This is a genomic window from Caballeronia sp. S22, assembly GCF_964261745.1.
Taxonomy (GTDB): Bacteria; Pseudomonadota; Gammaproteobacteria; order Burkholderiales; family Burkholderiaceae; genus Caballeronia; species Caballeronia jiangsuensis.
The window spans coordinates 1,997,277-2,019,439 of sequence record NZ_OZ180035.1; the positions used below are offsets into that span (position 1 = coordinate 1,997,277).

At 62.7% G+C, this 22,163-nt stretch carries 21 protein-coding genes and 1 tRNA gene; 5 read left to right on the forward strand and 17 right to left on the reverse strand.

Annotated elements, in window-relative coordinates; genetic code table 11:
• Window positions 1–50 precede the first annotated feature (50 nt).
• The 11 genes from pheS to ACEN42_RS09455 all read right to left on the reverse strand — a co-directional run bounded on the left by pheS (window position 51) and on the right by ACEN42_RS09455 (window position 10,194).
• Window positions 51–1,064 carry a phenylalanine--tRNA ligase subunit alpha gene (pheS, locus tag ACEN42_RS09405; protein WP_371879779.1) on the reverse strand — a complete coding sequence of 338 codons (1,014 nt, stop codon included), beginning with the start codon at window positions 1,062–1,064 and terminating at the stop codon, window positions 51–53.
• Window positions 1,065–1,257: 193 nt separating this feature from the next.
• Window positions 1,258–1,617: a 50S ribosomal protein L20 gene (rplT, locus tag ACEN42_RS09410; protein ID WP_008350196.1), complete on the reverse strand. Its 360-nt coding sequence runs from the start codon at window positions 1,615–1,617 to the stop codon at window positions 1,258–1,260.
• Window positions 1,618–1,645: 28 nt separating this feature from the next.
• Window positions 1,646–1,843, reverse strand: a complete 198-nt coding sequence (gene rpmI, locus ACEN42_RS09415; RefSeq protein ID WP_006052501.1) for a 50S ribosomal protein L35 — start codon at window positions 1,841–1,843, stop codon at window positions 1,646–1,648.
• 233 nt (window positions 1,844–2,076) lie between these two features.
• Complete coding sequence (infC, locus tag ACEN42_RS09420; protein WP_075583873.1) at window positions 2,077–2,604, reverse strand: translation initiation factor IF-3; 528 nt, start codon at window positions 2,602–2,604, stop codon at window positions 2,077–2,079.
• A gap of 47 nt (window positions 2,605–2,651) precedes the next feature.
• Window positions 2,652–4,559 carry a threonine--tRNA ligase gene (thrS, locus tag ACEN42_RS09425; RefSeq protein WP_238287968.1) on the reverse strand — a complete coding sequence of 636 codons (1,908 nt, stop codon included), beginning with the start codon at window positions 4,557–4,559 and terminating at the stop codon, window positions 2,652–2,654.
• A gap of 294 nt (window positions 4,560–4,853) precedes the next feature.
• Window positions 4,854–4,930 (reverse strand) — tRNA-Val (locus ACEN42_RS09430).
• 96 nt (window positions 4,931–5,026) lie between these two features.
• On the reverse strand, window positions 5,027–7,261 hold the full coding sequence (locus ACEN42_RS09435; protein ID WP_187604959.1) for a bifunctional (p)ppGpp synthetase/guanosine-3',5'-bis(diphosphate) 3'-pyrophosphohydrolase: 2,235 nt from the start codon (window positions 7,259–7,261) through the stop codon (window positions 5,027–5,029).
• A 35-nt stretch (window positions 7,262–7,296) separates the two neighbouring features.
• The gene (locus tag ACEN42_RS09440) at window positions 7,297–7,650 is read right to left on the reverse strand and encodes a RidA family protein (protein ID WP_035503429.1); all 354 of its coding nucleotides are present in this window, start codon (window positions 7,648–7,650) and stop codon (window positions 7,297–7,299) included.
• Window positions 7,651–7,709: 59 nt separating this feature from the next.
• Window positions 7,710–8,630: an alpha/beta fold hydrolase gene (locus ACEN42_RS09445; RefSeq protein ID WP_371879780.1), complete on the reverse strand. Its 921-nt coding sequence runs from the start codon at window positions 8,628–8,630 to the stop codon at window positions 7,710–7,712.
• 215 nt (window positions 8,631–8,845) lie between these two features.
• Window positions 8,846–9,487: a CoA transferase subunit B gene (locus ACEN42_RS09450; RefSeq protein ID WP_035503424.1), complete on the reverse strand. Its 642-nt coding sequence runs from the start codon at window positions 9,485–9,487 to the stop codon at window positions 8,846–8,848.
• Between the two features lie 2 nt (window positions 9,488–9,489).
• Window positions 9,490–10,194 (reverse strand): CoA transferase subunit A, encoded by a 705-nt coding sequence (locus ACEN42_RS09455; protein WP_035503422.1) that lies wholly within the window; start codon window positions 10,192–10,194, stop codon window positions 9,490–9,492.
• A gap of 220 nt (window positions 10,195–10,414) precedes the next feature.
• On the opposite strand from ACEN42_RS09455, the gene ACEN42_RS09460 reads away from it, so the two are divergent.
• Window positions 10,415–10,960, forward strand: coding sequence for a LuxR C-terminal-related transcriptional regulator (locus ACEN42_RS09460; RefSeq protein WP_238210379.1), 546 nt, complete (start codon window positions 10,415–10,417; stop codon window positions 10,958–10,960).
• A 9-nt stretch (window positions 10,961–10,969) separates the two neighbouring features.
• Here ACEN42_RS09460 and ACEN42_RS09465 read toward each other — a convergent pair whose 3' ends face one another.
• Window positions 10,970–11,407, reverse strand: coding sequence for a thioesterase family protein (locus ACEN42_RS09465; protein ID WP_187604961.1), 438 nt, complete (start codon window positions 11,405–11,407; stop codon window positions 10,970–10,972).
• Window positions 11,408–11,434: 27 nt separating this feature from the next.
• The gene (locus ACEN42_RS09470; RefSeq protein ID WP_035503417.1) at window positions 11,435–12,208 is read right to left on the reverse strand and encodes an SDR family oxidoreductase; all 774 of its coding nucleotides are present in this window, start codon (window positions 12,206–12,208) and stop codon (window positions 11,435–11,437) included.
• 203 nt (window positions 12,209–12,411) lie between these two features.
• On the opposite strand from ACEN42_RS09470, the gene ACEN42_RS09475 reads away from it, so the two are divergent.
• Complete coding sequence (locus ACEN42_RS09475; protein WP_371879781.1) at window positions 12,412–14,085, forward strand: electron transfer flavoprotein-ubiquinone oxidoreductase; 1,674 nt, start codon at window positions 12,412–12,414, stop codon at window positions 14,083–14,085.
• Window positions 14,086–14,139: 54 nt separating this feature from the next.
• Here the strand turns inward: ACEN42_RS09475 and aroC are convergent, their stop codons facing one another.
• The 3 genes from aroC to ACEN42_RS09490 all read right to left on the reverse strand — a co-directional run bounded on the left by aroC (window position 14,140) and on the right by ACEN42_RS09490 (window position 17,918).
• A complete protein-coding gene (aroC, locus tag ACEN42_RS09480; protein WP_250483468.1) occupies window positions 14,140–15,246 on the reverse strand; it encodes a chorismate synthase in 1,107 nt (368 codons plus the stop codon).
• 56 nt (window positions 15,247–15,302) lie between these two features.
• Window positions 15,303–17,243: an MFS transporter gene (locus ACEN42_RS09485; protein ID WP_371879782.1), complete on the reverse strand. Its 1,941-nt coding sequence runs from the start codon at window positions 17,241–17,243 to the stop codon at window positions 15,303–15,305.
• A 222-nt stretch (window positions 17,244–17,465) separates the two neighbouring features.
• Complete coding sequence (locus ACEN42_RS09490; protein ID WP_035503407.1) at window positions 17,466–17,918, reverse strand: CBS domain-containing protein; 453 nt, start codon at window positions 17,916–17,918, stop codon at window positions 17,466–17,468.
• Window positions 17,919–18,160: 242 nt separating this feature from the next.
• On the opposite strand from ACEN42_RS09490, the gene ACEN42_RS09495 reads away from it, so the two are divergent.
• From ACEN42_RS09495 to ACEN42_RS09505, 3 genes are all read left to right on the forward strand, one after another.
• Window positions 18,161–19,498, forward strand: coding sequence for an O-acetylhomoserine aminocarboxypropyltransferase (locus ACEN42_RS09495; RefSeq protein ID WP_371881100.1), 1,338 nt, complete (start codon window positions 18,161–18,163; stop codon window positions 19,496–19,498).
• A complete protein-coding gene (locus ACEN42_RS09500) occupies window positions 19,495–20,337 on the forward strand; it encodes an alpha/beta fold hydrolase (RefSeq protein ID WP_371879783.1) in 843 nt (280 codons plus the stop codon). Before ACEN42_RS09495 ends, ACEN42_RS09500 begins: the two co-directional genes overlap by 4 nt.
• 145 nt (window positions 20,338–20,482) lie before the next feature.
• On the forward strand, window positions 20,483–20,803 hold the full coding sequence (locus ACEN42_RS09505; protein WP_371879784.1) for an Mpo1-like protein: 321 nt from the start codon (window positions 20,483–20,485) through the stop codon (window positions 20,801–20,803).
• Between the two features lie 18 nt (window positions 20,804–20,821).
• Here the strand turns inward: ACEN42_RS09505 and ACEN42_RS09510 are convergent, their stop codons facing one another.
• Complete coding sequence (locus tag ACEN42_RS09510) at window positions 20,822–22,129, reverse strand: YihY family inner membrane protein (protein ID WP_371879785.1); 1,308 nt, start codon at window positions 22,127–22,129, stop codon at window positions 20,822–20,824.
• Between the last annotated feature and the right edge of the window lie 34 nt (window positions 22,130–22,163).

Genomic DNA, 22,163 nt, shown 5'->3' on the forward strand with positions numbered 1-22,163 from the left:
TCGTTCGGCTTCTCTTTCGCGCGCCGAACGTCGCAGGCAAGGCCGCCGCTTTACGCGAACTGGCGCAGGAAACGCAAATCGTTCTCGAAGAACAGACGCAGATCCTGCACGCCGTAGCGCAGCATCGTCAGGCGCTCGAGCCCGCTGCCGAACGCGAAACCGATATAGCGCTCAGGATCGAGGCCCATGTTGCGAATGACGGTCGGGTGCACCTGACCCGAGCCGGAGATTTCCAGCCATTTGCCCGCGTTCTTGCCATGCTCGAACATCATGTCGATTTCGGCGGACGGTTCCGTGAACGGAAAGTACGACGGACGGAAGCGCACGAGAATGTCGTCGCGCTCGAAAAACTTCTTCAGGAAGTCGCTGTAGACGCCCTTCAGGTCCGCGAAGCTGATGTTCTCTTCGATCCACAAGCCTTCGACCTGATTGAACATCGGCGAGTGCGTGGCGTCGCTGTCGACCCGATACGTGCGGCCCGGCACGATCACTTTGATGGGCGGCTTGTTCATGCGCGCATAGCGCACCTGCATCGGGCTCGTGTGCGTGCGAAGCAGCAGCGGCCGGCCATCGGCGTCATTGGCGTCGACGTAGAACGTGTCCTGCATCGAGCGCGCCGGATGGTTCTCCGGGCTGTTCAGCGCGGTGAAGTTGTACCAGTCGGTTTCGATCTCGGGACCATCGGCGACGTCGAAGCCGATCGTGCGGAACACCTGCTCCACGCGCTCCCACGTGCGCATCACCGGGTGCAGCGTGCCCGCGCCCGCGCCGCGCCCCGGCAACGTAACGTCGATGGCTTCCGCCGCGAGACGCTGGTTCAGCAACGCGTCCGCGAGCGCCTGACGGCGCGCGTTGAGCGCGGCTTCGACCTGCTGCTTTGCCTGATTGATACGCGCGCCTTCGCTCTTCTTCGCTTCCGGATCGAGCTTGCCCAAACCCTTCAGCAAATCGGTCAGCGCACCGGACTTGCCGAGAAACCGGGCCTTCTCGTTTTCGAGCGTGGTGGTATCGGTGGCGTGTTCAAAGGCGCTTTTAGCGTCGGCGACAATCTGGTCCAGATCCATTGATCCCATCTTTTAACGTCGAAGTTCAAACTGAGGTTCGGTTTTGCTCATCCACGCCTGCAGACTCGCATGCGATGTGCAAAACCGTCCGACCAACAAAAACGGGGCTCGGTGAGAGCCCCGTTTTCTGCCTTCCCGCCGCCGTCAACAACCCGGCGACGAAGAGGCGAACCACGCAGTACTAATTTCGCAATTAGGCTGCAACGGCGGCTTTCACCTGCTTCACGATCGCAGCAAAAGCAGCCTTGTCGAACACAGCCATGTCAGCCAGAACCTTCCGGTCGAGTTCGATCGACGCCTTCTTCAGGCCGTTGATGAACACGCTGTAGGTCATGTCGTGCTGACGCACCGCCGCGTTGATACGCGTGATCCACAGTGCGCGGAACACACGCTTCTTGTTGCGGCGATCGCGGTAGGCGTACTGCCCTGCGCGCATGACCGCCTGCTTGGCGATGCGATAGACGTTATTGCGACGGCCGCGGTAACCCTTGGCCAGACGGATGATCTTCTTGTGACGGGCCCGTGCGGTAACCCCACGTTTTACTCGAGGCATGTTGCGCTCCTATGAGTTTAAGTTGAGGTTAGGCGAACGGCAGCATTGCGCGGACGGAGTTCAGATCGGAATCATGAACAGCCGTGGAGCCACGCAGATGGCGTTTGTTCTTGGTGGTTTTCTTGGTAAGAATGTGGCGCTTGAAGGCCTGACCGCGCTTGACGGTACCGCCCGGACGCACCACGAAGCGCTTTGCAGCACTCTTCTTGGTCTTCATCTTCGGCATGAAACAACTCCAGTTTATTAGATGGTCATGGGTGTGCGGCTGATTCGCCGATACTGCCTGCGAACCCCTTCCCGCCCTTCGAAACCCACGCTCCACTTATGTGCGAGCGGCTCAGTGAAGAACCGCCGCCTTTCATGAGTGCCGCCACCGAAGCGGCAACGCCCTGAAACTTCCGACAATGCCGCGCCAGCCGCCTTGCGACGGCGCGCGATCCATCGTCCTACCGCTCGTGCTTACTTACCCTTTTTCTTCGGGGCAAGCACCATGATCATCTGGCGCCCTTCCATCTTCGGCATCTGTTCGACCTGACCGAATTCGTCCAGATCGGACTTCAGTCGCTCGAGCATGCGCATGCCGATTTCCTGGTGCGCCATTTCACGGCCGCGGAAACGCAACGTGATCTTCGTCTTGTCGCCGTCTTCGAGGAAGCGCGTAAGGTTGCGCAGCTTGACGTTGTAGTCACCGTCGTCCGTGCCGGGGCGGAATTTGACTTCCTTCACCTGCACGATCTTCTGCTTCAACTTCGCTTCGTGTTGCTTCTTCGCTTCCGAATACTTGAACTTGCCGTAGTCCATCAAACGGCAGACAGGCGGTGACGCCTGCGGCGCGATTTCGACGAGATCCACGTCGAGCTGTTCCGATTGACGGAAAGCTTCGGCCAGCTTCACGATTCCGAGCGGCTCGTTGTCCACTCCGACCAAGCGCACTTCCGGCGCGGTAATTTCACCGTTGATGCGATGTGACGACTTATCAGTAGCGATGTTACGTTTCCTCTAAAAATGAAAAAACAAGCCGCGCTGCGAGTGACTTACTTGAACGCCCGCACTTCCTGCTGCAGACGTTCGAGGAATGCGTCGACAGGCATCACGCCCAGATCGACACCGCCACGAGCACGCACGGCCACGGTTTGCGCATCACGCTCTTTGTCGCCGACGACCAGCAAATACGGCACCTTTTGCAGCGTGTGCTCGCGTATTTTATAGCTAATCTTCTCGTTGCGCAAATCGGACTCTACTCTAAGCCCTTGTTTTTGCAACGATTGGGCCAGATTACCCGCATATTCAGCCTGACTTTCGGCAATATTCAGCACAACAGCCTGAGTCGGGGCGAGCCACGGCGGCATTGCGCCCGCGTGGTGCTCGATGAGAATGCCGAGAAATCGCTCCATTGATCCGACGATTGCCCGATGCAGCATCACCGGACGGCGGCGGCTGTTGTCTTCCGCGACGTATTCAGCGCCGAGACGCTCCGGCAGCACCATGTCGAGCTGCAGCGTGCCGCATTGCCACGAGCGGCCGAGCGCGTCCTTGATGTGGTACTCGATCTTCGGACCGTAAAACGCGCCTTCGCCGGCGAGTTCTTCCCACTGCAGACCGCAAGCGGTCAGCGCCTCGCGCAAGCCCTGCTCCGCGCGATCCCAGATTTCATCGGTGCCCGCGCGCTGCTCGGGGCGCAGCGACAGCTTGATGTCGATGTGATCGAACCCGAAATCCTTGTACACGCTCATCGCGAGCGTGTTGAAGGCGATCGATTCCGCGATGAACTGATTTTCGGTACAGAAGATGTGCGCATCGTCCTGGACGAAGCCGCGCACGCGCATCAGCCCATGCAGCGCGCCCGACGGCTCGTTGCGATGGCACGAGCCGAATTCCGCGTAACGCAGCGGCAGATCGCGATACGAACGCAGGCCGTGGTTGAATACTTGAACGTGACCCGGGCAGTTCATCGGCTTGATCGCGTAGTCGCGCTTTTCCGACTCGGTCGTGAACATGTTTTCACGATAGTTCTGCCAATGGCCCGACGCTTCCCAGAGTGAACGGTCCATCACCATCGGGGTCTTGATCTCGAGGTAACCGGCATCGTTCACGCGGCGGCGCATGTACTGCTCGACCTGCTGCCACAGCGACCAGCCCTTCGGATGCCAGAACACCATGCCCGGCGCTTCGTCCTGCAGATGGAACAGATCGAGTTGCTTGCCGAGCTTGCGGTGATCGCGCTTCTCGGCTTCTTCGAGCATGTGGAGATAAGCGTCCTGGTCTTCTTTCTTGGTCCACGCGGTGCCGTAGATACGCTGCAACTGCTCGTTCTTCGAATCTCCCCGCCAGTAAGCGCCCGCGACCTTCATCAGCTTGAAGACCTTCAGCTTGCCGGTGGACGGCACGTGCGGGCCACGGCACAGGTCGATGAAGTTGCCGTGCCCGTAAAGGCGAATCTCATCGCTTTCCGGAATGGACTGGATGATCTCGGCCTTGTAGTTTTCGCCGATGCTCTTGAAGTACTCTACCGCCTCGTTGCGCGAGACGACGCGACGCGACACCGGCTCGTCCTTCTTCGCCAGTTCCTGCATGCGCTTTTCGATCTTCTCGAGATCTTCGGGCGTGAAGGGACGGTTGTACGAGAAGTCGTAATAGAAGCCGTTGTCGATGACCGGCCCGATGGTCACTTGCGCTTCGGGGAACAGATCCTTCACCGCATAAGCGAGCAAATGCGCGGTGGAATGGCGCACGACATCGACGCCTTCCGGATCCTTGTCAGTGACGATGGCAAGCGACGAATCCTTGTCGATCAGAAACGAGGTATCGACGAGTTCGCCGTTGAGCTTGCCGGCGAGCGCCGCCTTGGCAAGGCCCGCGCCGATCGATGCCGCGACTTCCGCGACGGTCACCGGGTGGTCGTATTGTCGGACCGACCCATCAGGCAAACGTACCGAAACCATATCGTTCTCCAAGACGCCGGCGCATGCCGAGCGATTTCGATTTAAGCATTGCCCCGCGATTCACTTCAAAAATCGCAAGGCAAAAAAAATGCGGCCCCGCTATCGAGGGGCCGCATTCACTTTTCACACATACCGCGAAACAATTTGGCAGAAGGCGAAATAGGTCCTCGACTAGCGTCGCTCCGAATTTGTTTCGGTCAACGTTCGACGTGCCATTTCTTTTCGCCTTTTGCGCTGAGCGCTTCTTGCGGTTTGAAATTCCGCGAACCAGAGTCCGCCGAGTTTCGTTTTCGTTGGTAGGCTCGATTGGACTCGAACCAACGACCCCCACCATGTCAAGGTGGTGCTCTAACCAGCTGAGCTACGAGCCTGAAAGAAGTGAGATTATATGGAGCGTTTCGGATTTTGGCAAGTGCTTATCTTCAGAAAAGTCGAAGATATTCGCCGATCCGTTCAACACCTGCCTATTACGCGCGACGCGACGCGCGAATCACACCCTGCACTTCATCGAGCAGCGTGCAGGCGCGCTGAATCTGCGCCGCGCTCGACACTTCCACCGTGAACTGCATATAAGCGATATTCCTGCGGCTCTGGCTCTTCACGCCGATCACGTTGATCTTCTCGCGCGCGAACACTTCGGAGATATCGCGCAGCAACCCCTGCCGGTCCGCCGACTCCACCGAAAGATCCACCGGATACACCGACGATCCGCGCCCGTTCATCACATCGGCGGACCATGTCGTGTGCAGCACGCGCTCGGGCGAGCGCTGAGCCATGCGCTTGAACGTCGCGCAATCGGTGCGGTGAACCGACATGCCCTTACCGCGCGTAATGAAGCCCGCGATCGAATCGGGCGGCGCCGGACGGCAGCAGCGCGCGAGTTGCGTGAGCAACGCATCCACGCCGACGACGAGCACGCCTGTCGATGCGCCGTGCGCGACGCTTTGCCCGCTGCTGCGCTTCTCGAACTGCTCCGGCGCTTCCGGCTCGGGCTCGGGCGGCGGCGCGTCGGAAAGCGCCTGCTCGATGTTGCGCAGGCTGAACTCTTCCTTGGCGACGACCGCGTAAAGATCCTCGGGCGTCTTGAAGCCGAGCTTCGTCGCGAGCTGCTCCAGGCTCACCGACGTCTTTCCTTCGCGCTGCAAGGTCTTTTCGACGATCGCCCGCCCCGCCGCGATGTGCTCGGCCGCGTCGGCCGCGAGGAACCACGAGCGCACCTTCTGCCGCGCCCGCGCGCTATGCAGATAACCGAGCTGAGGATTGAGCCAGTCGCGCGACGGCCCGCCTTCCTTGACCGCTACGATCTCGACCGTCTGCCCGTTCTGCAGCGGCGTGTTGAGCGGCACCATCGCGCCGTCAACGCGCGCGCCGCGGCAGCGATGCCCGAGCTCGCTGTGCAGGTGATATGCGAAATCGACGGCGGTCGCGCCTTGCGGCAACGCGATCACGCGCGCCTGCGGCGTCAGCACGTAAATATGATCGTCGTCGAGCGTGGCGTCGCGCAGATGCTGCCAGCCCCGCTGCTCGCCCTGGCCCTCGCCTTCGACGTCATCCTTCCACGCGAGAAGCTGACGCAGCCATGCGATCTTCTCGTCGTATTTCTCGCTCGCCGTCACTTGCCCCGCATAGCCGCGCGCGCCCGCTTCCTTGTAACGCCAGTGCGCGGCCACGCCGTATTCGGCGAACTGATGCATTTCCTGCGTGCGGATCTGCACTTCGAACGCGCGCCCGTCATCGCCGATCACGACCGTATGCAGCGACTTGTAGCCGTTGGGCTTGGGACGCGAGATGTAGTCGTCGAATTCGCGCGGCACCGGTTGCCACAGGTTGTGCACGATGCCGAGCACGGTGTAGCAGTCCTTGATGTCGCCGACGATCACGCGAAACGCGCGCACGTCGTTCAGTTCGGCGAAGTCGAGGTGCTTGCCGCGCATCTTCTTCCAGATGCTGTAGATGTGCTTCGGCCGACCGCTCACTTCCGCCTTGATGTGCGCGGTGTCGAGCTCTTTTTGCAGGCGCGCGATCGCTTCGGTCACATAGCTCTCGCGTTCGACGCGCCGCTCGTCGAGCAGCTTCGCGATGCGCTTGTACGTGACGGGATCCTCGAAGCGGAACGACAAATCCTCCAGTTCCCACTTCAGTTGCCAGATGCCCAGACGATTGGCGAGCGGCGCGTAGATCTCGAGCGTCTCGCGCGGCACGTCCGGCGAAGGATCGGTCTTGTGCGCGGCGTGATAGCGCAAGGTCTGCACGCGCGACGCGAGCCTGATCAACACGACGCGTATGTCCTGCGCGAAAGCGAGCAGCATCTTGCGCAGCGACTCGACCTGCGCGCGGCGCGCGGCCTGCGCATCGCGCGTGTTCTCGGGCAGTTGCGCGAGCGTCGCGCGCGAGCTGAGCGAGCCGAGCCGCAGGAGCTTGCGCACGTCGCCGACGAGCCGCTGCACTTCCGGGCCGAACCGCTCGGTGATGACCTTCTCCGGATCGTCGAGATGCGGCGCCAGCACGAACAGCGCCGCCGCGGCGATCGCATGCGAATCGACGTTGAGCGTCTGCATGATGCGCGCGGTGCCCGCCGCGTGATCCGCGAGCAGTTCGCCGGTCGAGACGCGCGCATCCTTCGCGTGCTCGCGCACGAACGCGAGCGCGTCGTCGATGGACGGCTCGGGCAGCGTTTCGGCGGGGGCGGCGGTCGAAGTCATGCGGGTAATGCCACTGCTTCAGGCGATGCGACGAATCAGTCGCGTTGCGCGGCGATCACGACGATTTCGACGAGGCACGCCGGATTGGCGAGCTTCGACTCGACCGTCGCGCGCGGCGGCGTGTTGCCTTCCGCGACCCACGAATCCCACACGGCGTTCATGCCCGGGAAGTGAATCATGTCCGAGATATAGATCTGCACCGTCAGCAGATGCGACTTGTCGCTGTTCGCTTCTTCGAGCAAACGGTCGATGTGGCCGAGCACTTCGCGCGTCTGACCGGTGATGTCCTGGTCCGTGTCTTCGGCGATCTGGCCGGCGAGATAGACCGTGCCGTTGTGGATGGCCGTTTCGGAGAGGCGCGGGCCGACGTGATGACGAATGACTGCCATTGTGTGTTCCTGATCGATGAATGGTGAAAAACCGGCACAAGCGTACGCTCAGCCCAATATTATGCCCCGCTGCCGCCATTCCCGAGAAAGAACCCCCTGGCGACAGCGATTTGATCTTCCGCAAGAAATGCTGGCGCATGTCCCGCACCCGGAATCTCGGCGCTCGTCACGGCCTGACCTTTCTCGACCATTTGGGCGACCGTCTCGCGCGAGAGCAAATCCGAAGTCTCGCCGCGCACGACGAGCACCGGCGTCCTGATCGACGCAAGCGCGTTCCACAGATATGCCTCGCCGGCCGCGTTCTGCTCTTCGGTCGCCGACGTGAACGGCGTCGCGATGCCCGGGTCGTAGCGAAAGCCCCACGCGCCGTCGCGCTCATGCAGCAGCGGCGTATTGATGTCCGTCCATTGCGCATCCGTCAGCGGCCCGAACGACGACGCCAGCGCCGCCGCATGCCGCACGCCTTCGTCGAGCGACGCGAAGCGCGCCGGCTTGCCGAGATAGTCGCCGATGCGCTGTAGCGCGATCGGCTCGATATGCGGCCCGACATCGTTGAGCAGCATCTTGCGGATCGGCGTATTACGCAGCCCGCCGAGCGCCATGCCGATGAGCCCGCCCATCGATGTGCCGAACCAGTCCACCGTCTCCACGTTCAGGCGCGCGATCAGCGTGACCATGTCGGCGACATATTGCGGCACGCCGTAGTAGCGCGAGTCGGCGAGCCAGTCGGACAGGCCGCGCCCGACCACATCCGGACACACGACGCGATAATCGTGCGCGAACGCCTGCGCGAGCTTGTCGAAGTCGCGGCCCGAACGCGTCAGTCCGTGCACGCACAGCAGCACGCGCGGATTCGCCGGATCGCCCCACTCCGTATAGGCCATGCGATGCAGACCCGCCTGGCTCGCGCATTGCACGAAGCGCTGACGCGGATCGCTCAAATCGGAATGCACTGCTTCGACGACGATGGATGCGGTCATGGAGAGTTTTCCTCGTGGCAAGTGTCGAAACGATTGTAAAGCGCATCACGCCCGATCGAGCGCGCGCTGGCCGAACGGATGACCCGCCCGCGCGCACCGCAGATGAGGCCGATCGCGCAAAAAACAAAGCGGGCGAAGCTTCAAAAGCTTCGCCCGCCCGCGATGGTTTCCGAGTCGCGCTCACGCCGCGCAAGCGGCGTTGCGTCACGTCAGCGTTACTTCACGCTCGTGACATCGAGCGGCGCGCCCGTCTTCTTCTGGATTTCCTCGGCGGTCACACCGTCCGCCAGTTCGACGACCTTCAGCCCATTGTCCGTGACGTCGATCACGCCGAGATCCGTGATGATGCGATTCACGACGCCCACGCCCGTCAGCGGCAGCGAGCACTCTTCGAGAATCTTGTGCTGATCGCCCTTCGCGACGTGCTCCATCAGCACGACGACGCGCTTCACGCCGGCGACGAGGTCCATCGCGCCGCCCATGCCCTTGATCATCTTGCCGGGGATCATCCAGTTGGCCAGATCGCCCTTCTTGCTGATCTGCATCGCGCCGAGGATCGCCAGGTTGATGTGGCCGCCGCGAATCATCGCGAACGAATCCGCCGACGAAAAGATCGACGAGCCCGGCAGCGTCGTCACCGTCTGCTTGCCTGCGTTAATGAGGTCGGCGTCGACTTCGTCTTCATACGGCGACGGGCCGATGCCCAGCAAGCCGTTTTCCGATTGCAGCCACACTTCCATGCCGTCCGGCACGTGATTGGCGACGAGCGTCGGCAGGCCGATGCCGAGGTTCACGTAGAAGCCGTCCTGCAGTTCCTGCGCCGCGCGTGCGGCCATCTGGTCTCGAGTCCATGCCATGATTACTCTCCTTTCGCGCGGACGATGCGTTGTTCGATGCGCTTTTCCGGATGCGCATTCAGGACGATGCGTTGCACGAAGATGCCGGGCGTATGAATCATGTCCGGATCGAGTTCGCCCGTCTCGACGATCTCTTCCACTTCGACGACGGTGATCTTGCCGGCCATCGCGCAATTCGGGTTGAAGTTGCGCGCCGTGCGGCGATAGATCAGGTTGCCGGATTTGTCGGCCTTCCAGGCTTTCACGAGCGAGACATCGGCCGTGAGCGAATGTTCGAGAACGTAGTGGTTCTCGCCGAACTGGCGCGTTTCCTTGCCGTCGGCGATCACGGTGCCGAAACCGGTATTCGTGAAGAACGCCGGGATGCCCGCGCCGCCCGCGCGCAGCTTCTCGGCGAGCGTGCCTTGCGGCGTGAATTCGAGTTCGAGTTCGCCGGCGAGATATTGCCGCTCGAACTCCTTGTTTTCGCCGACGTACGACGAAATCATCTTCTTGATCTGGCGCGTTTCCAGAAGCAGGCCGAGGCCGAAGCCATCGACGCCAGCGTTATTGCTGATGCAGGTGATGCCCTTCACGCCCGTGTCGCGCAGCGCGGCGATGAGCGCCTCGGGAATGCCGCACAGCCCGAAACCGCCGACGGCAAACGTCTGCCCGTCCTTGACGATGTCCGCGAGCGCATCCTTCGCGCTGGGATAGACCTTGTTCATCTGATTGTCCCTTCCATGTTGAAACCAACTGAAAATCGGCTTTTTGATGCCGGCCCGCGCTGTGTTTAGCGCGTCGCGCGGCCTTTTTGGCATGGCGAAAGAGTACTTTGAGCCGGCGATCCGGCACAATACGCAAAAATACATAAGTCTTTGCCCGCGCACGTTTGGTTCCCGGCGCCTTTTCGCCGCGAAACGCAAGCGCACGCGCGCCCGATTTCACATGCGTGCACTGGATTATCAAACCGCGTTTCATCTCGCGCCCGTCGGGCTCGTGCTTTCGCGCGAGCGCATCATCGAGGACTGCAACGAGCAGGTCTGCGCGATCTTCGGCTATGCGAGCGACGCGCTCATCGGCAAGTCGTTCGAGGTGCTGTATCCATCGCCGGACGAATTCGCGCGCATCGGCGAGCGCATCGCCGCGCATATCAGCAAGGAAGGCACCTACAGCGACGACCGGATCATGAAGCGCAGCAACGGCGAACTGTTCTGGTGCCACGTGACCGGACGCGCGCTCGATCGGGCCGCGCCGCATGCGGCGGGCGTCTGGACATTCGAAGATTTGAGCGCGACGCGGCGGGTCGCGATCGAACTGACGCCGCGCGAGCGGGAAATCGCCGCGCAGCTCGTCACGGGCAAGACGAGCAAGCAGATCGGCCGCGTGCTCGATATCAGCCCGCGCACGGTCGACATCTACCGTGCGCGGCTCATGAGGAAGTACGACACGGGCAATGCCACCGAGCTGTTACAGCGATTGCTCGGCACCTGACATGCACGATCAGAGTGCGACGGGCGAACTCGTTTCGATGGTCCGCCGCAGATAATCCGGAATCGGCACCGACTTGCCCGCGGCATAGTCGATCCACACGACCTTCGCCGCGCCGCGCGCGTGGAGCACGCCGGGCGCATCGGCGCGAAAGAGTTCGAAGCGCGTGTCGAAGCTGCTGCGTCCGGGCTTGCCGACGAACATCCGCCCGATCACGTCGCCGGGATAGTGAAGCTGCTTCAGAAACTCCATCGACGCGTTCACGATCACGGGCCCGTGCCCCTCGCCGTTGCCGCCCGCGATGCCGATCTCTTCGAACCACGATATGCGCGCCTGCTCCATATAGCGGAAATAGACGGTGTTGTTGACGTGGCCGAAGGCGTCCATGTCGCCCCAGCGGATCGGCATGGACAGTTCGAATACAGTATGAAAATCGTTATGCGTGGTCATTGCCTGCTATCAGAATAAGGGCGATGTTCAGAGCGAAAAGCCATCGTCCGCCGAGATCACCGAGCCGTTCATGAACTGCGATTCGTCGGCCGCGAGCAGCAGCAAGAGACCGTCGAGATCGTTCGGCGTGCCCAGGCGGCGGCGCGGCAGCATCGAAATGAGTTTCTGCCCCTGCTCGGTCTTCCAGTGATGGTGATTGATTTCAGTGTCGATGTAACCCGGACAGATCGCGTTGACGTTGATGCCGTGGCGGCCCCATTCGAGCGCCATCGCCTTCGTCATCTGCACGACGGCGGCCTTGCTCATCGCGTAGAGGCCGATTTGCGGAAACACGCGCAAGCCGGCCACGGACGCCACGTTGATGATGCGATACGCCGGCTTGGCCGCGCCGTTGCCGCGCATGATCATGCGCTTCGCGACTTCCTGCGCGACAAAAAACGCGCCGCGCACGTTCGTGCCGAACACGAACTCGAAATCCGCGGGCGAGACGTCCGTCAGCTTTTGCGTGGTCGACACGCCCGAGTTATTGACCAGGATATCGATGGTACCGGCTTCCGTCTCGGCATGCGCAACCGCCGATTTCACGCTTTGATAGTCGGTCACGTCGAGCGAGACGACATGCGCCGCGCCGCCCGACGCCTCGATTTCAGCGCGCAGTTCCTTCAGGCGCTCCGTGCGGCGGCTCGCGAGCACCACCTTGGCGCCCGCCTGCGACAGCACTTGCGCGAAACGCTTGCCCAAACCACTTGACGCGCCGGTGATCAGCGCGACCTTGCCTTCCAGGTTGATCGAACGGCCCATTGTGCTTCCTTATTTTGGTTGGCTCAGCCTCGGCGGACGCGCAAGATGCGCCAATGCAGGCTGTTAGCGTCAACACCAATAGCGCGGGTGTCTCAATAATAGTACGATCGTGCTAAATTGGCGAGCTTTGGTTGCAGCCCGCCTCACCTTCCCTGAAAATACGCGATCCCGAAAGGGCATTCTAACGGTACATAGGAGCATTGATGACCCCGGCGAGCCTCATCGAGCAATACGGTCCCCGCGAATCGATGGAATACGACGTCGTCATCGTCGGCGGCGGGCCGGCCGGTTTGTCGGCGGCCATCCGGTTGAAGCAACTGGCGGAGGAAAAAGGCGTCGAAATCGGCGTGTGCGTGCTGGAGAAAGGCTCCGAGATTGGCGCGCACATCCTGTCCGGCGCGGTGATGGACCCGCGCGGCCTGTCCGAACTCATTCCCGACTGGAAGGAAAGAGGCGCGCCGCTCGACGTCGAAGTCACGGAAGACCGGTTCCTCTTCCTGACGCAGAACGACGCGAAGCAGGTGCCGAACTGGCTGCTTCCCGACAACTTCAAGAATCACGGCAACTACGTCATTTCGCTCGCCAACGTGACGCGCTGGCTCGGCCAGCAGGCGGAAGCGCTCGGCGTCGAAATTTTCCCCGGCTTCCCGGCCGCCGAAGTGCTCTACGCCGAGGACGGGTCCGTGCGCGGCGTCGTCACGGGCAACATGGGCGTCGGCAAGGACGGCCAGCCGACCGAGAATTTCCAGCTCGGCATGGAATTGCATGCGAAATACACGCTTTTCTGCGAAGGTGCGCGCGGGCATCTCGGCCGTCAGCTCATGGAAAAGTTCAAACTCAACCAGAATTCCGATCCGCAGGTGTACGGCATCGGCATCAAGGAGCTGTGGGAAATCGATCCGGTCAAGCACAAGCCCGGCCTCGTGATCCACACCGCGGGCTGGCCGCTCGATCCCGACACCTACGGCGGATCGTTCCTGTACCACATGGACAACAATCAGGTCATGGTGGGGTTCGTCGTCGGGCTGGGATATTCGAATCCGTATCTGTCGCCGTTTGAGGAATTCCAGCGCTACAAGACGCATCCGTCGATCCGCCCGTTCCTCGAAGGCGGCAAGCGCATCTCCTACGGCGCGCGGGCGATCACCGCTGGCGGCCTGATGTCGTTGCCGAAGCTCGCGTTCCCCGGCGGCGCGCTCGCCGGCGACGACGCGGGATTCCTCAACGCATCGCGCATCAAAGGCAGTCACGCGGCGATCAAGTCGGGCAAGATGGCCGCCGAAGCCGCGTTCGAAGCCGTGCAGGCGGGCCGTCAGAACGACGAACTCACCGCTTACCCCGAAGCGTTCGACACGTCCTGGCTCAAGACCGAGTTGCATCGCGCGCGCAACTTCAAGCAGTGGATGAGCAAGGGCCTGTATCTGGGCACTTTCATGGTCGGTCTGGAGCAGAAAGTGATGGGCGGCAACGTGCCGTGGACGCTGCATCATCAGCATTGGGATCACGAGATGCTGAAGCCGGCGTCGCAGTGCAAGCCGATCGTCTATCCGAAACCCGATGGCAAGCTCACGTTCGATCGGCTCTCGTCGGTGTTCATCTCGAACACGAATCACGAGGAGAACCAGCCCGCGCATCTGACGCTGAAAGATTCGAGCGTGCCGGTCAACGTCAATCTGCGCACCTATGCCGGTCCGGAAGGCCGTTACTGCCCGGCCGCGGTGTACGAGTTCGTCAAGTCCGACGACGGCAACGAGCGCCTGCAGATCAACGCGCAGAACTGTGTGCACTGCAAGACCTGCGACATCAAGGACCCGACGCAGAACATCGTGTGGGTCACGCCGGAAGGCGGCGGCGGGCCGAACTATCCGAACATGTGATTTTTCGCCGCTGAAAGAAAAACGGGCGCCGGGTTTCAAACCGGCGCCCGTTTTTTATTTCGAAGGCATTTGCGCAGCGATTCTCGGCGTTTCGACGACCACGTCGCCGCATTGTGCGCGATGACGCAGCGCGTGATCCATCAGCACGAGCGCGAGCAGCGCTTCGGCGATCGGCGTGGCGCGAATGCCGACGCACGGATCGTGACGGCCGAAGGTCTCGACGGTCGCGCTCGCGCCCTGCTTGTCGATCGACTGACGCGGCGTGCGAATGCTCGACGTCGGCTTGATCGCGATCGACACACGGATGTCCTGTCCGCTCGAAATGCCACCGAGAATGCCGCCCGCGTTGTTGGCCGCGAAGCCTTCGGGCGTCATCTCGTCGCCGTGCTGCGAACCGCGTTGCGCGACGCTTGCAAAGCCCGCGCCGATCTCGACCGCCTTCACTGCATTGAGGCCCATCATCGCGTGGGCGATGTCCGCATCCAGCCGGTCGTACAGCGGCTCGCCGAGTCCGACAGGCACGCCGGACGCAACGATTTCGATGCGCGCGCCGACGGAATCGCCATCGCGGCGCAGTCCGTCCATGTACGCTTCGAGCTGCGGCACGATCTCGGCATTCGGCGAGAAGAACGGATTCTCCGGCACATGCTGCCAGTCGACGAACGGAATCTCGATTTCACCCAGCGCGCTCATGCAGCCGCGCGTCTCCAGACCGAACTTCTCGCGCAGCCACTTCTTCGCGACCGCGCCCGCGGCGACGGTCGGCGCAGTCAGACGCGCCGACGAACGGCCGCCGCCGCGATAGTCGCGCACGCCGTACTTCTGCCAATAGGTGTAGTCCGCATGACCCGGCCGGAACGTCTGCGCGATGTTGCCGTAATCCTTGCTGCGCTGATCGGTATTGCGGATCAGGAGCGCGATGGGCGTGCCGGTCGTCACGCCTTCGAACACGCCGGAGAGAATCTCGACCTGATCCGCCTCCTGCCGTTGCGTGACGTGACGCGAAGTGCCAGGGCGGCGGCGATCGAGTTCGATCTGGATATCGGCTTCCGTGAGCGCCATGCCGGGCGGGCAGCCGTCGATCACGCAGCCGATCGCCGGACCGTGCGACTCGCCGAAATTCGTGACGGTGAAGAGCGTGCCAAGGGTATTGCCGGACATGAGCGTCGACCTGAAAAAAAGTGTCGGGGAAACCGATATTATGCCAGCCGTCGCGCTCAGCGCCTGGCGCCTCGCAGCGCGCTCACGACTTCCTGCAGATGCTGCGGCGTCGCGTCTTCCGGCGCGATCGGCTCGCCGACCGCGAGCGTCAGCCGCGTCATCGCGCCGCGCTGGATCGGGCGTGGCCATTGTGCATCCTCGTGGCGCGAGAACACGCTGCCCCAGAGCCCGCGCAGCGCCATCGGCACGACGGGCGCCGGATGGCGTCGCAGAATCTCCGCGATGCCATGCCGGAACGGATTGATCTCGCCCGTGCGCGTGAGCTTGCCTTCGGGAAAGATACAGACGAGATCGCCCTCTTTCAGCGCCTGCCCGCACGCAGCGTAGGCGCGTTCAAGCATGTCGGCGTTCTCGTGCGCGGGCGCGACCGGAATCGCCTTCACATGACGGAACATCCAGCCGACGAACGGCGTGCGGAAGATGCGGTAATCCATCACGAAACGGATCGGCCGCGGGCTTTCGGCCATGATGACGACCGCATCGACGAAACTCACGTGATTGCACACGAGCACGGCCGCGCCGTGCGACGGAATACGCTCCGCGCCGACGAGACGAATGCGATAGAACGTGTGCACCAGAATCCACGCGATGAAGCGCAGCAGAAACTCCGGCACGAGCGAATAGATATAGACCGCGACGACGACATTGAGGAGCGCCGTGGCGAGAAAAAGCCCCGGAATGCCGACGCCGAACGACGTCAGCGCGAGCGCCATCAGCGCGGAGACGATCATGAAGAACGAATTGAGGATGTTGTTCGCCGCGATGATGCGCGCCCGGTGAGTGGGCTGACTGCGCGCCTGAATCAGCGCATAGAGCGGCACGCTGTAAAAGCCGCCGAACATCGCGAGCAGGAACAGGTCCGCGAGAATGCGCCAGTGCGGCAGCGCCAGCAGGAATTCGCCGACGTTGAGCAAGTGCCCAGCGGGCGCGATGCGATGGCTCGCGAAGAAAAGATCGATCGCGAACACGCTGATGCCGATCGAGCCCAGCGGCACGAGCCCGATCTCGACGCGGCGCTTCGAAAGCCGCTCGCACAGGAGCGACCCCGTACCGATGCCGATGGAGAACGTCGCGAGAAGAATGGTCACGACATCGGGATCCGCGGACAGCACGTCCTTCGCGAAATTGAAGAACGACGTGAGAAAGGTCGCCCCGACGAACCAGAGCCACGAAATCCCGAGCAGGCTCAGAAACACGGTGCGATCGGACTTCGCGAGCTTGAGATTGCGCCACGTCTCGGAGAACGGATTCCAGTTGATGCGCAGATCCGGCTGCGAAGCGTCCGACTTCGGAACGAACGCCGACGCGACACGCCCGATGATCGCGAACGCGATGCACGCGACGGCGAGCAGCATCGCGCCATGCTCCGTCGCGCCCGCCGCCGCGCCGCCGATGATCGTGCCGATCAGGATCGCGACGAACGTGCCCGTCTCGACGAGCCCGTTGCCGCCGACGAGCTCGTGCGAATCGAGATGCTGCGGCAGATACGCATACTTCACCGGCCCGAACACGGTGGAATGCACGCCCATCAGAAACGTGCACGCATAGAGAAGCGGCGCGCTGTGCAACAGGAAGCCCGCGCCGCCGATCAGCATCACGACGATCTCGAAGCTCTTCACGAGGCGCGCGAGCACGGCCTTGTCGTACTTGTCGGCGATCTGTCCCGAGGTGGCCGAGAACAGTACGAACGGCACGATGAAGATCGCGGAAATCAGAAACGCGGCCGTCTTCGGATCGACGCCGGAAAAGCGCGCGGCCTGGAACGTCACGAGCGACGTGAAGCCGACCTTGAAGATGTTGTCGTTCATCGCGCCGAGGAACTGCGTCCAGAAGAACGGCGCGAAGCGGCGCTCGCGCAGAAGGCTGAACTGGCCTTCGCCTTCGGCATGCGAACGTCGGGAAGTGCGCGACGAGTCGCGCATCGGTTTGTCACTCATGTCTTGCGTACAGGTTAGGTTCGGTGTTGATCCCGTGCGTACGGCGATCGAATCCGAATGAAACGAAAAGCGGGCCGAAGGCTGGCTTCGCCCTCAGGAGACCAAAAAAAAGCGCGCCATGAGGGGCGCGCTGCATATGCTGAATTCTGCGCGAAGCATCGGTTGATACACCATGCCGCAAAGCGCGACGCCTCGCAGCATGGTATCGACGCTCGGCGACGCTCAGCGAGCTTCTTCCTGCTGCTCGGGCCAGTCGCGGATATACGCCTTCAACATTCGATTCTCGAAGCCCTGCTCTTCCACGACGGCCTTGGCCACGTCGTAGAACGAGATGACGCCCATCAGCTGACGCTTTTCCATGACCGGCAGATAGCGCACGTGATGTTCGAGCATCATGCGGCGCACCTCGTTCACGTCCGTTTCCGGCGTGCACGTGAGCGGATGGTCGTCCATGATCTTGCGGATGGTCGTGGCGCCGACCGAGCCGCTGTTGTTGTGCAAGGTCAGGATGATCTCGCGGAAGGTCAGCATGCCGACCAGATCGCCGTACTCCATGACGACGAGCGAGCCGATATCGTGCGCGGCCATTGTGTCGATCGCGTCGGAGAGCGGCGTATCGGGTGTCACGGTAAAGAGCGTGTTGCCCTTCACTTTCAGAATGTCGCTGACTCGCATGACTATCTCCTCGCGAAATGCCTGTTCAGATGCCCAAACGGTGATGAAACCATAGGTCGATGCTATCGGAAAGGCCCGCAAAAGGAAAGCGAACATGGCCCGCATCAGCCGAACGGACAAGGCTTTGCGCGTTTTTTTGACAAGCGTTCGCCCTAGGTTTGGGCGCGTGCATCCGATGTTAGGATGATTGACCCTCATTTTTTGCCGCATGCCGGCGCCGCCTCGCGCGCCGGCCGCCTATGATGCCAGCCAACCGTTTCGACACGCTCGCGCTGCACGCGGGCGCCGCGCCCGATCCCGCCACAGGCGCGCGCGCGACGCCGATTTATCAGACCACATCGTTTACCTTCCGCGACAGCGATCACGCCGCCGCGCTCTTCAACATGGAGCGCTCGGGGCACGTGTATTCGCGCATCTCGAATCCGACCGTCGCGGTGTTCGAGGAACGCGTGGCCGCGCTCGAAGGCGGCGTCGGCGCGATCGGCACGGCGAGCGGCCAGGCCGCGCTGCATCTCGCCATCGCGACGCTGATGGGCGCGGGCTCGCATATCGTCGCGTCGAGCGCGCTCTACGGCGGCTCGCACAACCTGCTGCATTACACGCTGCGACGCTTCGGCATCGAGACGACCTTCGTGCCGCCGCACGATCTCGACGCGTGGCGCGCGGCCGCACGGCCGAACACGCGGCTCTTCTTCGGCGAAACGCTCGGCAATCCGGGCCTCGACGTGCTCGATATCGCGGGCGTCGCGGAAATCGCGCACGAGCACGCGGTGCCGCTGCTCGTCGATTCCACGTTCACGACGCCCTATCTGCTGCGCCCGTTCGAGCATGGCGCGGACCTCGTCTATCACTCCGCTACCAAGTTTCTCGGCGGCCACGGGACGACGATCGGGGGCGTGCTCGTCGACGGCGGCACCTTCGATTTCACCGCGAGCGGGCGCTTCCCGGAGTTCACCGAACCCTACGACGGCTTTCACGGCATGGTGTTCGCCGAAGAGAGCACGGTCGCGCCGTTCCTGTTGCGCGCCCGGCGCGAAGGCTTGCGCGATTTCGGCGCGTGCCTGCATCCGCAAGCGGCCTGGCAACTGCTTCAAGGCATCGAAACCTTGCCGCTGCGCATGGATCGCCATGTCGCGAATACGCGCAAGGTAATCCAGTTCCTGCTGAGTTCGTCGACGGTGGAAAGCGTGGCCTATCCCGAACTGCCGACGCATCGCGATCACGCGCTCGCCGGGCGGCTGCTGCCACGCGGCGCGGGCGCGGTGTTCAGCTTCGATCTGAAGGGCGGCGTGCCGGCGGCGCGCAAGTTCATCGAAACGCTCACGCTGTTCTCGCATCTCGCGAACGTCGGCGATGCGCGCTCGCTCGTGATCCATCCCGCCTCCACGACGCACTTCCGCATGGATGCCGCCGCGCTCGAAGCCGCGGGCATCGGGCCGGGGCGCATCCGTCTTTCGATCGGACTCGAAGACCCGGACGATCTCATCGACGATCTCAAACGCGGGCTGAAGGCCGCCCAGAAAGCCGCCGAAAGCGGCCAGGACGCAGGCGCGGGCGCGCCGCTCGGGAGCCGCGCATGATCCTTGACGTTCACGGCCGCGCCGCCTACGCCTACACCGGCGGCAAGCCGCTCGACGCCGCCCGGCCCGCCATCGTGTTCATTCACGGCGCCGAGCACGATCACAGCGTATGGGCGTTGCAGACGCGCTATTTCGCCCATCACGGCTTCGGCGTGCTGGCGCTCGATCTACCGAGTCACGGACGAAGCGACGGCCCCGCGCTGCCGACCATCAACCAACTCGCCGACTGGGTGATCGCCGTGCTCGACGCGGCGAAGGTGCAAAAGGCGATCTTCGTCGGCCACAGCATGGGTTCGCTGATCGCGCTCGACGTCGCGGGCCGCTATCCCGATCGCGCGACGGGCCTCGCCCTGCTCGCGACCGCCGCGCCGATGGCCGTCTCCGACACGTTGCTCGACGCCGCGCGCGAGCACGAGCCCGAAGCCATCGCGATGGTCAATCAGTGGTCGCATTCGACGATCGCCGCGAAGCCGTCGAGCCCCGCGCCGGGTTTCTGGTTGCAGGGCGTGAATCAGCGGCTCATGGAACGCGTGAGCCTGCGCGGCGAAGCGCTCCTTTTTCATACCGATTTCAGCGCCTGCAATACCTACGCGGATGCGCCCGAACGGGCGGCCGCCGTGCGCTGCCCGGTGTGCATCGTGAGCGGCAAGCGTGACATGATGACGCCGCCGCGAGCCGCCCGGCCGCTCGCCGATGCGTTGCGCAAAGGCGGCGCGACGGTGCAAACGGTGGAACTGGACGCCGGACACGCGCTGATGTCCGAGCAGCCCGACGCGACGCTGAATACCTTGTTCGCATTCGCGCTCGCCTGCGCCAAGGCGGAAACGAGGTCCGGCTGAATCCGCGCGTGCGGCGGACCGCGCAAGCTCGCCGCAGCCGCTTGCATGGCGCGCATCGCAGTCGCAGAATGGTTCTTGCTGGTGAATCGTCAGACAGGCGCGCATCGCCCGAACGACACCGGCATGCATCATCAGGGAGGCCGTCATGGCGCACACCGCACACGGTGAACATTTCGCGAACTTCGCCGAGTTCTATCCCTTTTATCTCGACGAACATCGAGATTTGGTTTCGCGCAGGCTGCATTTCATCGGCTCGCTCGGCGTGATCGGCTGCGTCGCGATGACGATCGCGACCGGCGACTGGCTCTGGCTGCCCGCGGCCGTCGTCTGCGGCTACGGTTTCGCGTGGATCGGCCATTTCTTTTTCGAGAAGAACCGCCCCGCTACGTTTCGCCATCCGGTCTACAGCCTGATGGGCGACTGGGTGATGTTCAAGGACATCTGCGTCGGCAAGATCTCTCTGTGATCGACGCCCGGCACGCGCTCACGCGGGCTGCCCCGGCATCGACGAGCGCGGCGACTCGCGTGGGCGCGCGCTCGTAAGCGCCGACACGCGCGCCGCGATCAGCGAGCCGAGCGTGATCTCCAGCTTGTCATTTTCCAGCGCGCTCATGAGCGCGGCGCAATCGACCTGCGCCGCGTCGAGCTTCAGTTGGTATTCCAGCTCGGCGCGGTCGATGACGAACTGCTCGAAGAGCATCGTCACCGTGATCTGGCTCGGATTGGCGATCAGCACATAACGCGGCGTGCGCGAATCCTCCAGCCGGCCGATCCAGCCGAGCGCATCGAGCCGTGCGATCAGGCGCGTCGACGTATCGAGATCGCAGCGGGCCATGCTGGAAAGCTGCAATGCGGTGTGGCCGGGTTTGCCTTCGTCGCGTGCCTCGACGAGCCGCGCGAGGATTTCGAGCGCATCGAGCAGATCGCTGCCCGGAAAATCGCGCCGATGGTACTGGCCCGTGCGAATGGCGGGCAGCGCGGACGTGACCATCGCGCCGACGAGCGCGAACATCCAGCACAGATAGACCCACAACAGGAACACCGGCAGCGCGGCGAACGCGCCGTAGACGGCGGTATAGGTCGGAATGCGCCGCACGTAATAGCCGAAGCCGCGCTTGCCGAGCTCGAACGCGACCGCCGCGATCAATCCGCCAACGATCGCATCGCGCCATTCGACCTTGCAGTTCGGCATGTAGACGTAAATGATCGTGAAGGCGAGCGCCGTGAGCGGCAGCGACACGCCCGTCAGCGCCCATTCGACGATCGGCGGCATCAGGTTGTGCGAGCCCGCGAACGCGACCGAATGCGCGAACACGTAGGAGGAGATGGACAGGCTGCAGCCGAAGAGAATCGGCCCGAGCGTGATGATCGACCAGTAGACGAGCACGCGCTGCGCGAACGGACGCGCCTTCTTCACGCGCCAGATCACGTTGAACGCGGACTCGACCGTCATCATCGTCATGACGGAAGTCACGAACAGAATGATCATGCCGACGGTCGTGAGCCCCTTTGCCTTCGACGCGAACTGGTTCAGATACTTGAAAATCTGGTCGTTGATCTGCGGCGGCATCAGGTGCACCGCGAGGAAATCCTGCAACGATGCCTGGAACGAGCCGAAGATCGGGAACGCAGTAAAGAGCGCGAAGGCGACGGTGGCGAGCGGCACGATCGACAGCACGCTCGTGAACGTGAGGCTGCCCGCCACTTGCGCGACGCGATCTTCGCCGATGCGTCGCGCGACAAAACTGGCGAGGCGCTTGACCGCCGCGAGATCGATGGAAACGTGCTGCAAACGCATTCTCCCGTCGTGGCGGCCCGCACGCTCC

What these genes read in the sequence shown, in the direction of transcription:
- thrS (WP_238287968.1), bottom strand. Translation starts at nt 4,559, where the DNA reads ATGGTTTCGGTACGTTTGCCTGATGGGTCGGTCCGACAATACGACCAC.
- pheS (WP_371879779.1), bottom strand. Translation starts at nt 1,064, where the DNA reads ATGGATCTGGACCAGATTGTCGCCGACGCTAAAAGCGCCTTTGAACAC.
- ACEN42_RS09440 (WP_035503429.1), bottom strand. Translation starts at nt 7,650, where the DNA reads ATGGCAGTCATTCGTCATCACGTCGGCCCGCGCCTCTCCGAAACGGCC.
- ACEN42_RS09455 (WP_035503422.1), bottom strand. Translation starts at nt 10,194, where the DNA reads ATGAACAAGGTCTATCCCAGCGCGAAGGATGCGCTCGCGGACATCGTC.
- ACEN42_RS09435 (WP_187604959.1), bottom strand. Translation starts at nt 7,261, where the DNA reads ATGACTTCGACCGCCGCCCCCGCCGAAACGCTGCCCGAGCCGTCCATC.
- ACEN42_RS09475 (WP_371879781.1), top strand. Translation starts at nt 12,412, where the DNA reads ATGACCCCGGCGAGCCTCATCGAGCAATACGGTCCCCGCGAATCGATG.
- rplT (WP_008350196.1), bottom strand. Translation starts at nt 1,617, where the DNA reads ATGCCTCGAGTAAAACGTGGGGTTACCGCACGGGCCCGTCACAAGAAG.
- ACEN42_RS09505 (WP_371879784.1), top strand. Translation starts at nt 20,483, where the DNA reads ATGGCGCACACCGCACACGGTGAACATTTCGCGAACTTCGCCGAGTTC.
- aroC (WP_250483468.1), bottom strand. Translation starts at nt 15,246, where the DNA reads ATGTCCGGCAATACCCTTGGCACGCTCTTCACCGTCACGAATTTCGGC.
- ACEN42_RS09490 (WP_035503407.1), bottom strand. Translation starts at nt 17,918, where the DNA reads ATGCGAGTCAGCGACATTCTGAAAGTGAAGGGCAACACGCTCTTTACC.
- ACEN42_RS09495 (WP_371881100.1), top strand. Translation starts at nt 18,161, where the DNA reads ATGCCAGCCAACCGTTTCGACACGCTCGCGCTGCACGCGGGCGCCGCG.
- ACEN42_RS09465 (WP_187604961.1), bottom strand. Translation starts at nt 11,407, where the DNA reads ATGACCACGCATAACGATTTTCATACTGTATTCGAACTGTCCATGCCG.
- ACEN42_RS09485 (WP_371879782.1), bottom strand. Translation starts at nt 17,243, where the DNA reads ATGAGTGACAAACCGATGCGCGACTCGTCGCGCACTTCCCGACGTTCG.
- ACEN42_RS09450 (WP_035503424.1), bottom strand. Translation starts at nt 9,487, where the DNA reads ATGGCATGGACTCGAGACCAGATGGCCGCACGCGCGGCGCAGGAACTG.
- ACEN42_RS09460 (WP_238210379.1), top strand. Translation starts at nt 10,415, where the DNA reads ATGCGTGCACTGGATTATCAAACCGCGTTTCATCTCGCGCCCGTCGGG.
- ACEN42_RS09500 (WP_371879783.1), top strand. Translation starts at nt 19,495, where the DNA reads ATGATCCTTGACGTTCACGGCCGCGCCGCCTACGCCTACACCGGCGGC.
- ACEN42_RS09445 (WP_371879780.1), bottom strand. Translation starts at nt 8,630, where the DNA reads ATGACCGCATCCATCGTCGTCGAAGCAGTGCATTCCGATTTGAGCGAT.
- ACEN42_RS09470 (WP_035503417.1), bottom strand. Translation starts at nt 12,208, where the DNA reads ATGGGCCGTTCGATCAACCTGGAAGGCAAGGTCGCGCTGATCACCGGC.
- rpmI (WP_006052501.1), bottom strand. Translation starts at nt 1,843, where the DNA reads ATGCCGAAGATGAAGACCAAGAAGAGTGCTGCAAAGCGCTTCGTGGTG.